The organism is Clostridium sp. C8 (assembly GCF_001010885.1).
Taxonomy (GTDB): Bacteria; Bacillota; Clostridia; order Clostridiales; family Clostridiaceae; genus Clostridium; species Clostridium sartagoforme.
The window spans coordinates 1-14,739 of record NZ_LBMX01000016.1 but is presented as its reverse complement, the minus strand read 5'-3'; the positions used below and the strand labels follow the sequence as shown (position 1 = coordinate 14,739).

The window sequence follows — 14,739 nt, the reverse complement described above, 5'->3', positions numbered from 1 at the left end:
CTTTGTCAGCAGTCTGAAAATGAGCTGTTACTACAGCTCATTTCCAATTACATAATAATTACTTAGTTCCGAATAATCTATCCCCTGCATCTCCAAGTCCTGGGACTATGTATCCATGCTCATTTAACTTCTCATCAATTCCTGCAACATATATATCTACATCAGGATGAAGCTTTTGAACAAGTTCAATACCTTCTGGAGAACTTATTAAGCATACAAGTCTTAAATTCTTAGCTCCTCTTTTCTTTAGCATAGTTATAGCATCTGCAGCTGATCCTCCTGTTGCTAACATTGGATCTACTACTATTACATCTCTTTCTGCTATATCTTGTGGTAACTTGCAGAAGTATTCTACTGGTTGAAGAGTTTCTTCATCTCTATATAAACCTATGTGACCAACCTTAGCTGCTGGTATAAGCTTAAGCATACCGTCTACCATACCAAGCCCAGCTCTTAATATAGGAACTATAGCCACCTTCTTACCTGATAACATTTTGCATTTTGTTTTGCAAATTGGTGTTTCTATTTCTACTTCTTCTGTACTTAAATCTCTTGTTACTTCATAAGCCATAAGCATTGAAACTTCTTCTACCAATTCCCTGAAGTCTTTTGATCCTGTTTCCTTACTTCTTATAAAAGCTAATTTATGTAATATTAATGGGTGATCTATTTGTGTTACTTTACTCATTTATATTCCTCCTACGGCTATTTATTTTTATTATTTATAATATTTCTTTTCTATCTCTGTTATTTTATCAATTCTATTTTGATGTCTTCCACCTTCAAACTTTGTGTTCAAAAATGTTTTTACTATATCTAATGCTAATCCTGGTCCTACAACCCTTTGCCCTATAGTTAATATATTTGCATCATTATGTTCTCTTGTTGCATGTGCACTAAAAGTATCAGAGCATAGTGCTGCCCTAATTCCAGGAATCTTATTGGCTGCAATACCAATACCTATACCTGTTCCACATATTAGAATTCCAAAATCGAATTCTTTTGATGCTACTGCTTCTGCTACCAATATGGCGTAATCTGGATAATCACAAGATTCATTGGAGTTAGTTCCAAAGTCTTTTGTTTCATAACCTGCTTCGAATAAGTATTTTTTTATTTCTTCTTTTAATTCGACTCCACCATGATCGCATCCAATTGCTATTTTCATAAAAATGTACCTCCTATCACTGTATTGGTAATTTTTTATAATAAAAAAGGAAAGGTTTCCCCCTCCCTCCCTAATTATACTTCTAATATGTCAAAGCCTGATGCTTTATTTAATCTATTCATTATAGCTAAACCTACCCCTTCTTCATCAAAAGCTTGACATAAAATAACATCTACATTTAAATCATCGCACTCTCTAAGAGATTCAAATAGGTTTCTTGCTACATCGTATAGATTTTTTTCACTTCCTAAGGAAATTACTTTACCACTATTAAAATTACTACATAATTCATCTGTAGATAGTATTGCAACTTCTTTTTGATTTTCTATATAATTTTGTACTATTTCATTAATTTTTTCAATAGTTTTTTGCTTATTTCCTTTTATTATTTTCAATTTTGCCTTAGGTGCATAATGTCGATACTTCATTCCTGGCGCCTTTGGCCTTAGATTTTCATCTGGTTTTCCTTGTATTGCTTTATCTATCTTTATGCCCTTACAAACTTCTTGTAACATTTCTAAAGTTATTCCACCCGGCCTTAAGACCATAGGAGGATATACTGTACAGTCAACTATGGTTGATTCAACCCCAACATTGCTTTTTTCTCCTCCAAGTATATAGTCCACTTTTCCATTTAAATCCTCAATACAGCGTTCAACTTCAGTTGGACTAGGCCTTCCTGATATATTAGCCGATGGTGCTGCAATTGGATATCCTGATAACTCTATAAGTTTTAATGCAATATTACTATTTGGCATTCTTATACCTATTGTATCTAAATTTGCACTAGTTTCATTTGGAATTATGTCTTTTTTATTTAGTATTATTGTAAGAGGTCCTGGCCAGAATTTATCAATAAGCTTTTGTGCTACTTCGGGCACTTCACTTACTAAATAATTTATTTCTTTTGAAGATACATGCACTATCAAAGGATTATCTTGTGGTCTTCCTTTGGCTTTAAATATTTTTTCTACAGCTTTAGCATTTAAAGCATTTCCACCTAATCCATATACAGTTTCTGTTGGAAATGCAACAATTCCTCCATTATGTATAATCTTTGCCGCTTCAATTAAATATTCAATATCTTTATCAATATCTTTTATAATAGCTACCTTTGTTTCCAAAAGTTCTACCCTCTTTCTCTTTATATTTCTATTTGTTCTCTTGCTATTTTAATATTTTCTATAGCTGAAGCTGTATATGATGCTCGAACACAATTTTTATATATTTCATCTAATAAAATATATTTTTTAAGAGCACCTTTTCTTATAACTTGAAAATAATAAGTTTCTTCTGGATTAATTTTCTTTATTTTTAAATATTCTTCTGCAGCTTCTGGATATTTTTTAATAAATATCTTGCTTATAGGCTTCAAATACTTATTCCTGAATCTGGTCGTAGTCATAATTACTATATCCATATCTTCTCTAAATTTATCAGTATGAACAGAAATTACTTTATCACATAGTATAACAGACTCTTTAGAAAATAGTCCACTTTTAAATTTTAACTTATTATTTATACACGAAAACTTTAATCTGTGATAATTTAATTTACTTATACATGATATTATTATTAATACTTCTAAAACTAATAGATAAATCCATAAGAACATAGCTCTTATTTCTGCTAATAAAGCTACTAAAGGAAGTATTATAAATAGTATGAACATTAATATAAAGAATTGATTTTTGTGCTTTCTTTCCTTTTTTAATGCTTTATTTATTTTCATTCTTCCACCTACTTTAAAAGCCCTACATTATCAAATGCAAGGCTTTTTTATTAAATAGCGTCAGTATTTCCCATTTTTTTCATTTTTTCTGCTTGGTCAGCTGTAATTAATGCATTAATAACTTCATCTATATCACCATTCAAATATGATTCTAATTTATAAAGTGTTAATCCAATTCTATGATCAGTAACTCTTCCTTGTGGGTAGTTATAAGTTCTTATTCTCTCACTTCTATCCCCTGAACCTACTTGGCTCTTTCTATCTTCTGCTATCCCAGCACTTCTTTCAGCTTCTGCAGCTTCATATAATCTAGACCTTAAAACCTTCATAGCTTTTTCTTTATTTTTTAATTGTGATTTTTCATCTTGACATGCAACAACAAGTCCTGATGGTAAATGTGTGATTCTTACTGCTGAATCTGTTGTATTAACGCATTGACCTCCATTACCTGAAGATCTATATACATCTATTCTTAAGTCTTTTTCGTTTATTTCTATTTCAACGTCATCAACTTCTGGTAATACAGCTACCGTTGCTGTAGATGTGTGAATTCTACCGCTTGATTCTGTATCTGGAACTCTTTGAACTCTATGAACTCCACTTTCATATTTAAGTTTAGAGTAAGCTCCTGAACCCTTAATCATAAATACTACTTCTTTAAATCCACCAATATCAGTTTCGTTAGCACTCATTAGTTCAACTGACCATCTTTGTGTTTCTGCATATCTTGTGTACATTCTAAATAGATTTGCTGCAAATAATGCTGCTTCATCTCCACCTGCACCACCTCTTATTTCTACAAAAACATTCTTATCATCATTTGGATCCTTAGGTAATAAAAGAATTTGTATATGCTTTTCTAATTCTTCTTTTCTTGTTGCTAACAATGAAATTTCTTCTGAAAGCATTTCTCTCATTTCTTTATCGCTTTCTTCTGATAACATTTCTTTGTTTGCTTCTAAATCATCTGTAACTGTTCTATATTCTCTATATGCAGTAACTATAATTTCTAAATCAGCATGCTCCTTACATAGCTTTCTCCATTCACTTTGGTTAGCCATTATTGAAGGATCTGATATCTTTACAGATAACTCATCATATTTATTTTCTATAAAAGCCAATTTATCTAATAACATAAATATCACTCCGTACTATATTTTTTAACATCTCCATATTATATCACAAGAGATAGAAACTTATCAATATTTAAAGTATCCCAGTAGAACTCTGTCTAATCCTGCCAAATCTTTTACTAACTTTATATTAGAAAATCCAGCTTCTTTCATTAACTCACTAACATCTTCTCCTTGATCATGACCAATTTCAAATGCTAATAACCCATTCTCTTTTAATACATACTTACTTTCTTTTATTATTCTTCTATAAAATATTAATCCATCGTCTCCACCATCTAAAGCTGTATGTGGTTCATATTTTTTAACATCATCCATTAAATTATCAATTTCATAGGCTTTAATGTATGGTGGATTAGATACTATTATACTATATTTCTTTTCTTCTTTTATTGCTTCTGATAACAAATCGCTCTTTATAAAGATAACCCTGTCTTCTAGCCCATGCTTAACTATATTCTTTTTAGTTATCTTCTCTGGAATATTATAAAAATCAATTTCATCTACTCTTATTTTTTTTCTGTAAGATGCAATAGATATACCTATTGCTCCACTTCCTGAACATAAATCGCAGATTTCTATTTCATCATCTTCTCCTATAACTGATAATACTTCTTCAACTAATATTTCAGTGTCTCCTCTTGGTATTAAAACTCCTTCTTCTATATCAAAGTCTAATCCCATAAATTCTGTTTCACCTAAAATATATTTTATAGGCATTTTTCCTTTTCTTTTTTCTATTAAATTTAAGTATTCTTTTTCATCTTTAGCTGAAACTTCTTTTTCCCTATTTGTTATTATATATACCTTATCTTTTGCTAAAACATTACATAGTAATAATTGGGCATCTAACATATATGTATCTATGTCTTCTGCTTTTAATATTTTTGATCCTATATCTAATAAATCTCCAATAGTCTTTTCTTTTGGCTTGATTCCTTCTGCACTCATAAGAGCTGCAATAGCAACCTCTATTTGATCATCATCTGGCTCCTTAGTTGTAAGCTCTTGAAGTTTCAATCCTGGGTATGCTATTATTTTTGATAACTTATTGTCATTCTTGCCAAGCCATCTTATTAATTCATATGTTATTCCTGATACGAATGGAATTAGGACTATTCTAAGTATAAGTCTTTCAAAAAATCCTCCCCAACCAGTGAAGCTAAATATTATTATACTAACAAACATAATTAAAAATAAGAAATTTGTTCCACACCTTGGATGGAATCTACCAAACTTTCTTACATTTTCTACTGTTAATTCTTCTCCTGATTCATAACAGAATATTGATTTATGCTCAGCTCCATGATATTGAAATACTCTATATATGTCTTCCATCTTGCTTATAGAATACATATATATAAGTAATATTGCAATTCTAATTATAGCTTCGATTAAATTTAATGCTATTGCTGGCATAGTTAATCTCATGTTAAATAAAGAAGCTATCCCTGTTGGTAAAGCCACAAATAACCCTATAGCAATAAAAAAGGATAATATCATTGTTGCTCCTATTATTAAGTCATTACTTTTATCTCCAAATTTATTTTTTAGCCATATTTCAAATTTTGATTCTATTTCATCTTCATCCTCAAAAAATGATGCTGAATAGTTTAATGTATTAATTCCTGTAATTAAAGAATCTAAAAGCACAAATATACCTCTAATAAATGGAATATTTAAAAATTTGTATTTTTTAGTTATAGGAATTATTTTCTTAAATTCTATCTTTATTTCTTTATCTGGAGTTCTAACAGCTGTAGCTTGACCTTTGCTTCCTCTCATCATAACACCTTCAATAACAGCTTGACCTCCAACCTCGCACTTTTTCATTCTACCACTCTTCCTATTTATAAATTATTTTTGTACTTAAAATAACAGTGCCCACATAAAGATTCATATTCTACATTATCCACATTGTCTATAGCAATTTGTTCTCCTTCGAATACAAATCTATTATTAATTTTTCTTCCATTTAAAACTGCTTTTCTTCCACATTTACATATTGTCTTCATTTCCTCTATACTATGAGCAAGCAATAATAATCTGGTGCTTCCTTCAAAACCTTGCATTTTAAAATCTGTTCTTAAACCATAGCATATTACTGGTATATCTAAAACAATTGCTAATTCAAATAATTGATCTATTTGATTTGCCTTTAAAAATTGAACTTCATCTACTAAAATGCAATCTATATTCCCATTTTTTTCTTTATATTCTTTAACCTTTTCTAATACATCATCTTCATTATAAACAACTAAATCTACTTTTCTTTCAACACCTAATCTTGAAATTAATTTCTCTCCACCTTTTTTATCAGTATGAGGCTTCATCAATATAACCTTCATGCCTCTCTCTTCATAATTATAGGCTACTTGCATAAGATGTGTTGATTTTCCTGAATTCATAGCACCATATCTAAAATATAATTTACTCATAATACGTCTCCTTTTCATTAGATATATACTAAGATTATAGCATTTTACCTTATAACTAATCAAAGATATTTTATTATGTAATTATCTTGACTCAATTATTCTCCTATGATATACTCAAATGGTTATTTAAGTAGTCGAAAGAGGTGAAAAATATGAGAGAAGGCATACATCCAAAATACAACCACGAAGCTGTAGTTAAGTGTGCATGTGGAAATACTTTTACAACTGGTTCAGTTAAAGAAGAACTTAAAGTAGAAATATGCTCTAAATGCCACCCATTCTTCACTGGTAAACAAAAAATCATTGATGTTGGCGGAAGAGTTGACAAATTCAATAAGAGATTTAATCTTAACAAATAGAAATTCTGGGAAAGACATTGTCTTTCCCATTTTTTCTTTACTATCTTTATTTTCTTAATTTTTTCTTCAGTTTCTTAAATTTATCTTAGATTTTTTCTTTTTTATACTTTATTTTAAAATTTATATTATAATATATATAGTAATTATTTATTGTCATAAATTTCAAAACTATTTTAATTTCTATTAAAAATATATTATGTTATTTAGAAAAGTGAGTGTTATATAATAATGAAGAAAATTTTAATAATATCAACTTCTACGGGTGAGGGTCATAATCAAGCTGCAAATTCTATATCTGGAAATTTTGAAAAGTCTGGATATGAAGTTATACGCCATGATTTTTTGAAAAATAATAGTAAGATTTTGACCAAATTATTTATTAGCGGATATGAGATATCTGCTTCATTTTTCCCTAAGACATATGGATTAGCCTATAAACTTACTGATACTGGATTTACAAATAAACTATTATCTCTTGTATTTTTCTTTACTAAAAGAAAAATATCAAAATTAATAAATTCAGTAAATCCAGATATAATTTTAATTACTCATCCATTTGCTGTAAACATAATGGGGTCACTAAAGAAAAAAGGCTTAAATAAACCTGTAATTGTTATAGTAACAGATTTTAAAGCTCATTCAACATATATAGATAAAAATATTGATGCTTATATAACTGCAAGTGAAAATACAAAAGAAAATTTAGCAAGCAGAGGAATAGATTCTAGAAGAATATTCTCTTTCGGTATTCCTGTAAAAGATGAATTCTTAGAAAATAAATCTGATATTAAAACTGCTAAAAATGATGATTATTTTAATATTTTATTAATGAGTGGAAGTATGGGATTAAAAAATATTTCTTATGTTTTAAAAGAATTATTGAATAATTCTCATAAACTCAGAATAACGGTAGTTTGTGGTAAAAATGAAAAGCTTAAGAATAACTTATTAAACGAATATAGCCATTCAATGAAAGATAAAAAACTACATATATTAGGTTTTTCAAAAGATATCGATTCATTAATGGAATATTCTGACTTGATAATAAGTAAACCTGGTGGTTTAACTGTTACTGAAGCTATAACAAAAAACTTACCTTTATTAATTCCATTTGCCATTCCAGGACAAGAAACTCAGAATGTAGAATTCTTAACTTCTAATGGATATGCTATATATGTAGACAATCTTTTAGAGTTAAATTTCAAAATAGATAATTTGATTTCAAATCCTAAAGAATTAGAAAAAATGCGTTTTAAGTTATCTAAAATATCATCTTGTTATTCTAAAGAAAAGATAGTTAAATTAGCTAACCAACTAATAAATAAATAGGGAAAAGTGAAAGAGTGAATAGGGAAAAAGTGAAGGATAAAATCCTTGCGGGATTTTTGAATAAAAGGTGCTTTACATCTATATATTTCAAGTTTTGCAGGGCAAAACATCCTCAACTTTTTACTCTTTCACTCTTAACTTTTCACTAATAAATTGCTTCGCAAAATATTACTTTCTCTCTATTTCACTTTTAGTAAATATATTAATAAATTCTTTATTACTTTTTGTTTTTGAAAGCATATTTATTAATTTTTCAGTTACATTTTCTACATTACCATCTCTATACATTACTCTTCTAATAGAATATGAAACTTCTTTTTCTTCATCAGATAATATTAAATCTTCTTTTCTTGTACCTGATTTATAAATATCTATAGCTGGGAATATTCTTCTTTCTTGAAGTTTTCTATCTAAATGAACTTCCATATTTCCAGTTCCTTTAAACTCTTCAAATATCATATCATCCATTCTTGAGCCTGTATCTACTAAAGCTGTAGCAAGTATTGTTAAACTTCCACCCTCTTCAATATTTCTAGCTGCTCCAAAGAATTTTTTAGGCATTATTAGTGCTCCAGGATCTAAACCACCTGATAGAGTTCTACCTGTTGGAGTTATTGTTAAGTTATAAGCTCTTGATAGCCTTGTTAAGCTATCTAGTAGTATAACTACATCTTTTCCTTGCTCTACCATTCTTTTGGCTCTTTCTAGTACCATTTGAGAAACTTTTGCATGATTTTGAGGCTCTTCGTCAAAAGTTGAATAAATAACATCACCATTTATAGATCTTTTCATGTCAGTTACTTCTTCTGGTCTTTCATCTATAAGCAATACTATAAGTTTAATATCGGGATAGTTTTTAGAGATATTTTGAGCAACTTTTTTTAATAAAGTTGTTTTACCTGCTTTAGGAGGGGCTACTATTATTCCTCTTTGTCCTTTACCTATAGGACAAATTATATCCATTAATCTTGAAGATAAATCTCCTTCATCATTAGTTTCTAAATGTAGCCTTTCTTGAGGATAAATAGGTGTTAATGTCTCAAAGGACTGTCTTCTAACAGCTCGCTCAGGATTTTCGCCATTTACTCTCTCGACAAAAAGTAGAGCCTTAAATTTTTCACCATCTTTTGCTTCTCTTACTTTTCCTTCTACTTCATCACCAGTCCTAAGATTGAATCTTCTTATTTGAGATGGAGATACATAAATATCATTTTCACCTGTTTGATAGTTGTTACATCTTAAAAATCCAAAACTATTATTTTCTAATATCTCTAAAACACCTTTAGCGCTATTAGATTCATTTATCATAACTTTTAGTCTTTCTCTTTTTTCTTCTTTATTTTCTTCCTTTACTTCTGTAGTTACAGTATTACTAACTTCTTCTACATTCACCTTAGGAGTTATTTTTTCTTGTAATACAACTCCATTTTTTTCTATACTCTTAGGAGTATTTTCAATTATTGCATCTATAAGTTCATTTTTTTTAAGCTTACTTATATTTTTTATATTAATTTCCTTAGCAATTTCTTTTAACTCAGCTAATGTTTTTCTTTCATACATTTCTTTAGTCAAAATTACACCTCCATATAATATTTTCATTTATAAATTAATTATGACTATATGTTCATAATAAAAATAACTTTTTTAAATTTAAATAATTCCTAGTTGGGATATTTTCAGATATAAATATTTAAGATATGAATCTCACAGATTTTATATATGTATCTATATTATGAATTAATAAGAACAATTTATCAAGATTAATTTAATTAATTATATTTCTATTATTTCCCAAATATCGTTTTTAATACAACTTTATAAATTGCAAAGTAATTTTTTAGTGAGAATTTAATAATAAAAGAGTGAAAAGGAGCCGCATAAAAGCAGCCCCTAGATTTAAGTATTAACTTATTTTTTCTTCGTTTTTCTTTCTAAACATGATATAACCTATACCAGACATTAGCATAGCAAATATTAATACATTTGCAGAATCTTGTCCGCCTGTGTTTGGCAAGTTATTTTGATTATTTGTGTTACCTGAATTGTTATTTGAGCCTCCTGTATTTGTATTATCTCCTGGAATTATAACTTCACCTTTAGTGTCATCTGCTCCAGCTATTAATAGCTTCACTATATTTGTATCTACTCCATTTGCTCTCCAGTAATCAATAATTTCGTCTCTCATTACAAGCATTGTATCTTTCATATTTTTAGCATTTCTAAAGTCATATCCATCTCCACCAGTTGCCATAAAATCATTAACTACAACTGTATAATATTTATTCATATCTAATGGAGTTCCATCTTCTAATCTAATTGAAGTAATTCTCTCTCCAGCTTTAGCATCTTTATCATACCAAACTTTTATTCCTGAGAATTGTCCCCATCCAAAGTTTTCTGGCATAATTCCATGTTCTATAGCAGCTTTTACATCTGAACCCTTTAATTCCATTGTTACTAATGTGTTATCAAATGGTAGTATTGTATATAGATCTCCAATTGTTAATACTCCTGCTGATAATGGAGCTCTTACTCCTCCACCATTAGTTATTGCAATATCTACACCTGTAATTTTTCGCATTGTCTCTGAAACAACTGTTCCCAACGGAGTAAGGCCTTCATTTCTATCATGAGATAAATCCTTATCTAAATCTGCTACCTTTTCACTTAATATTGGTAATAATTCAGCTTCATATTTCTTAACTATATCTGCTGAAGTCTTATCTGGTACTATGCTAGCACTTCTTAAGTGAAGTTCATCTAATTTAGCTCCAAGTGAAGTTAATTTTCCTGCATTATCAAAGTCAAAGGTTAATACTGATAAAGCCCTACCATTATATCCAGCTTCAATTATCTTAACTCCATTAACTTCAACATTTGTAAATTTATGATCATGAGCTGCTATAATTGCATCAACATTTTTAACTTTATTAGCTAAATCTACAGCTTCTCCAACAGGCTTTTTATCCTTATCTGTTGTTGCTCCTAAGTGTGATAATACAACTACTGCATTAACTTTGTCTTCATTTCTTAATTTATCAGTATATTTTTGAACTGATATTGATGGATCTTCGAATATTAAGTCAGCAACATTTGCTGGTGTTGTCTTATAAGCTGTTTCAGGTGTTGTAACACCTATTAATCCAATTTTAATTCCATCAACTTCAATAATTTTATAAGGTTTTGCCCATTCAACAGGTTTTCCTGTTTTCTTATCTATAATATTAGCAGCCAAGAAATCAAAGTTACCTTTTTCTGCCCATGTAGGAATTAATTCTTTTCCCCAGTCAAATTCATGATTTCCAATTGAAGATGCAGGTATGTTTATATCCTTCAAGAATTCACTCACTGGAGCACCTTTAGTAAGATTTGATATTGCTGTACCTTGGTATAAGTCTCCAGCTGATAGTGGTATAGCTTCATAATTAGAGAATCCATTTAATGAAGTTCTTTCCTTTATTGCTGATGCTAGCTTAGCTATTCCAACATTTTTACCACTTTCTTGTACATTTCCATGTAAATCATTGAAACTTACTAATTCAACTCTTTTAATATTTTTATTTACTAAAAGTCCTAGGTTATTAGCCTCTAAAAGCTCTTTTAGATCATTTATAGTTAAACTTTTTACATTAGGAGTTCTTCCATCTTCTGATACGGGTATTTTAAGGGCTCCATCATTAACTAACTTAACAACTTCCGCTCTTAGAGTTTCATCATAATTAACCCCTGTTAATTTCCAGTTGTTGTCAATATTTCTAGTAATACTTCCACTTTTAACTTCGGTTATATAATCTATAATTAAATCTCTCATATCTGATATAGTGTCATTGTTTGTATCATAGATTTTTTCATGAGTTCCAGGTTCAAAAACAGAGTTTTCAGGTGCATTAAGAACTGAGTCATATCTATAGTTATTTACTGATAAATAAACTACATCATTATCTTCAACAACTTTTCCATCCTTTTCAAACTTAACATTTTCAATTCTACTTCCAGCTGGCTTAGAAATATTTATTTCGTAGCTTATTCCATCAAACATGTCATATTGATATAATCTAATATTTTCGTCTAATGATACAGTTAAATCTCCTGGTTTAAATGTATTATATATTGATGATGTCCATTCCATAAATCTCTTAAGTTGCTTTCCATTTGTTTTTATTGTGTAAAGCTTATTATCATATTTATATATATTAGAAATATCTGATCTCTTAATATCTCCAGACTTCATATTTGATGTTGCATCAAATAAAGCTGCTGCTGAAACTTGATATCCAGTATTAACATCTATTCCTTTTGACTCTAGATGCTTTTTACTATTATATAATTGAACTTCATTTACTAAGTCAGTTATTCCTTGATCTCTTACTAGTGATTCTGGAATATCTGCTATTTCATTTTTATCGGCTAAATCCTTTCCTTCTAATGTACCAATTACTACACTTGCATCGGCTTTAGCTCTTTGGTCATATCCACTTAATTTACTTGCTAAATCTGCATCTTCTGCTATACCTTTTGTGTTTAAAAATTCTACTTTTTTCTCTACTATTTCATAGCCTGTGCCATTAGTTTGAAGTCTTACTTCTACTTTTCCTAATTTTCCACCATTATTTGTTGGTTGTATTAAAACAGCATTACCCGCAGTTTTATTTTTATCAGCATCATGGCTATGACCCATTATGACAACGTCTACATCGGGATTATTTATAGCTACTTCTTTTGCTGAATCTCCATTACCATATTCACTATCAAAACCCATGTGTGCTGTAACTACATATACATCTGCACCGCCAGCTGCCTTTATTTCTTCAATAACTTTTGCAACTTCTTGTGATGGATTAGTAGGTGTATAGCCAACTAAATTTGGTCCATCCCATTTAGTAATATGTGGTGTAACAACACCTATTGTTGCAACTTTTATCCCATTAGCTAAAGTTTCCATATTATATGCATCAAATACTCTTTGATTATCTTTATAAAGATTTGCGCATAATACAGATATTTCTGCTTTTTCTGCTTGTTCTGCTATTTGAAATAGCTTATCCATTCCAAAATTAAACTCATGGTTTCCAAGGTTATAAGAATTATATCCTATTTCACCCATACCTAGTACCATTGGGTTAAATTCATCTTCTAAAAACAAGTGATTATAGTTTCCTTGAATGGTGTCTCCATTATCAACAACTATAGTATTCTCATTTTTAACTTTTTCCTGCTTAACAAGTGTAGCTATTTGAGTTAGACCTCCATCTGATCTTGTAGCTCTAGCATATTCGTATGGAGCAAATCTTCCATGCAAATCGGTAGTTGCAAGAATTTGAATTGTTTTTGTTGATAGTTCTTCTGCTGTCGCTTTTACTAAATTCATTGGTAGATTTCCAATAACAAAAGTAAAAGCTAAAACTGAAGCTAAGAATTTTTTTAGGTTTCCCTTAATTCTCATTTTACCCCTCCTAATATTTGTTTTATGTTATTTTTAATAATAACCATTAAAAATAGACATCTAAAGTATTTAGATATAAATTATAATATCTGTTGCTAATACTTAAGATGTCTTCATTGTAAAGTAACTTTAAAAATTGTTAATGACCATACCCTATGATTTAAAATATAATATACTATTTTCTAGTGCTATTATTCCAGTCACTTAAAAACTTTTCTATTCCAATATCTGTTAATGGATTTTTGCTCATCTGAACTAATACGTTGTAAGGAATAGTTGCTATATGCGCTCCAGCCAATGCTGCTTCTATACTGTGTATAGGATTTCTAACACTTGCAGCTATAATTTCTGTATCTATATCATGTATTTTGAAAACTGATGCAATTTCTTTTATCAGCTCTATTCCCTTACTTCCAATATCATCTACTCTGCCTATGAAAGGGCTTACATAAGTAGCGCCAGCTCTAGCAGCTAATAATGCTTGAGCAGTAGAGAAAACTAAGGTTACATTAGTTTTTATTCCTTTTGATGATAGTACATTTACTGCCTTTAATCCTTCTATAGTCATTGGGATCTTAATAACTATATTAGGATGAATTTTTGATAATTCAACACCTTCATCTATCATTTCCTCATGTTTCAAGCTAATTACCTCTGCACTTATAGGCCCATCAACTATTGTAGTTATTTCCTTTATTACTTCTTTGAAGTCTCTTCCTTCTTTAGCTATTAAAGATGGATTTGTAGTAACCCCACAAATAACTCCCATATCATTTGCAGATATAATTTCATCTACATTTGCTGTATCTATAAATATCTTCATAACTCAAGTCCCCCTATATAATTCTTTAATATTTTAGTAGAAATTCATTCTTTGAATGAATTTCTACATTAATTACTTAACTTTTAACTTTTCTCTTTTAACTAAAATCCTATCTCTTACCAGCATCAAATGGCTCTCCAGAAGCCTTTGGTGCTTGAGATGATTTAGAGAATAATACTAATGCTATTAAAGTAACAATATATGGGAATATCTTCAATAATACTCCTGGTATTGCTGACAATGCTGGTATTGCTTGAGATACGTTAGCTATAGTTGAAGCAAATCCAAAGAAAAATGTTGCTCCTAATATTCCA

The 14,739-nt window shown here is 29.5% G+C and carries 12 protein-coding genes and 1 pseudogene; 2 read left to right on the top strand and 11 right to left on the bottom strand.

The features are described from left to right. Positions 1-58 precede the first annotated feature (58 nt). The 7 genes from upp to AAT22_RS03125 all read right to left on the bottom strand — a co-directional run bounded on the left by upp (position 59) and on the right by AAT22_RS03125 (position 6,471). Positions 59-688, bottom strand: coding sequence for a uracil phosphoribosyltransferase (upp, locus tag AAT22_RS03155; protein ID WP_016209112.1), 630 nt, complete (start codon positions 686-688; stop codon positions 59-61). A gap of 30 nt (positions 689-718) precedes the next feature. Further along, on the bottom strand, positions 719-1,168 hold the full coding sequence (gene rpiB, locus AAT22_RS03150; RefSeq protein WP_016209113.1) for a ribose 5-phosphate isomerase B: 450 nt from the start codon (positions 1,166-1,168) through the stop codon (positions 719-721). A 74-nt stretch (positions 1,169-1,242) separates the two neighbouring features. Next, positions 1,243-2,292, bottom strand: coding sequence for an L-threonylcarbamoyladenylate synthase (locus tag AAT22_RS03145; RefSeq protein ID WP_016209114.1), 1,050 nt, complete (start codon positions 2,290-2,292; stop codon positions 1,243-1,245). 20 nt (positions 2,293-2,312) lie between these two features. Further along, on the bottom strand, positions 2,313-2,900 hold the full coding sequence (locus AAT22_RS03140) for a hypothetical protein (protein ID WP_016209115.1): 588 nt from the start codon (positions 2,898-2,900) through the stop codon (positions 2,313-2,315). A gap of 50 nt (positions 2,901-2,950) precedes the next feature. After that, complete coding sequence (gene prfA / locus AAT22_RS03135; RefSeq protein ID WP_047000227.1) at positions 2,951-4,036, bottom strand: peptide chain release factor 1; 1,086 nt, start codon at positions 4,034-4,036, stop codon at positions 2,951-2,953. A 63-nt stretch (positions 4,037-4,099) separates the two neighbouring features. Further along, on the bottom strand, positions 4,100-5,866 hold the full coding sequence (prmC, locus tag AAT22_RS03130) for a peptide chain release factor N(5)-glutamine methyltransferase (RefSeq protein WP_047000226.1): 1,767 nt from the start codon (positions 5,864-5,866) through the stop codon (positions 4,100-4,102). A gap of 17 nt (positions 5,867-5,883) precedes the next feature. After that, on the bottom strand, positions 5,884-6,471 hold the full coding sequence (locus tag AAT22_RS03125) for a thymidine kinase (RefSeq protein ID WP_016209118.1): 588 nt from the start codon (positions 6,469-6,471) through the stop codon (positions 5,884-5,886). 152 nt (positions 6,472-6,623) lie between these two features. Here AAT22_RS03125 and rpmE point away from each other — a divergent pair, with 152 nt between their 5' ends. Beyond that, positions 6,624-6,830, top strand: coding sequence for a 50S ribosomal protein L31 (gene rpmE, locus AAT22_RS03120; RefSeq protein ID WP_016209119.1), 207 nt, complete (start codon positions 6,624-6,626; stop codon positions 6,828-6,830). 228 nt (positions 6,831-7,058) lie between these two features. Next, positions 7,059-8,159 carry a glycosyltransferase gene (locus AAT22_RS03115; protein WP_047000225.1) on the top strand — a complete coding sequence of 367 codons (1,101 nt, stop codon included), beginning with the start codon at positions 7,059-7,061 and terminating at the stop codon, positions 8,157-8,159. A 168-nt stretch (positions 8,160-8,327) separates the two neighbouring features. Here AAT22_RS03115 and rho read toward each other — a convergent pair whose 3' ends face one another. The 4 genes and pseudogenes from rho to AAT22_RS03095 all read right to left on the bottom strand — a co-directional run. Continuing rightward, a complete protein-coding gene (rho, locus tag AAT22_RS03110; protein ID WP_047000224.1) occupies positions 8,328-9,731 on the bottom strand; it encodes a transcription termination factor Rho in 1,404 nt (467 codons plus the stop codon). 331 nt (positions 9,732-10,062) lie between these two features. Next, a complete protein-coding gene (locus AAT22_RS03105) occupies positions 10,063-13,602 on the bottom strand; it encodes a 5'-nucleotidase C-terminal domain-containing protein (RefSeq protein WP_047000223.1) in 3,540 nt (1,179 codons plus the stop codon). A gap of 175 nt (positions 13,603-13,777) precedes the next feature. Further along, complete coding sequence (fsa, locus tag AAT22_RS03100) at positions 13,778-14,425, bottom strand: fructose-6-phosphate aldolase (RefSeq protein ID WP_047000222.1); 648 nt, start codon at positions 14,423-14,425, stop codon at positions 13,778-13,780. 109 nt (positions 14,426-14,534) lie between these two features. After that, positions 14,535-14,739: pseudogene (locus AAT22_RS03095) on the bottom strand (ABC transporter permease); the annotation flags it as partial.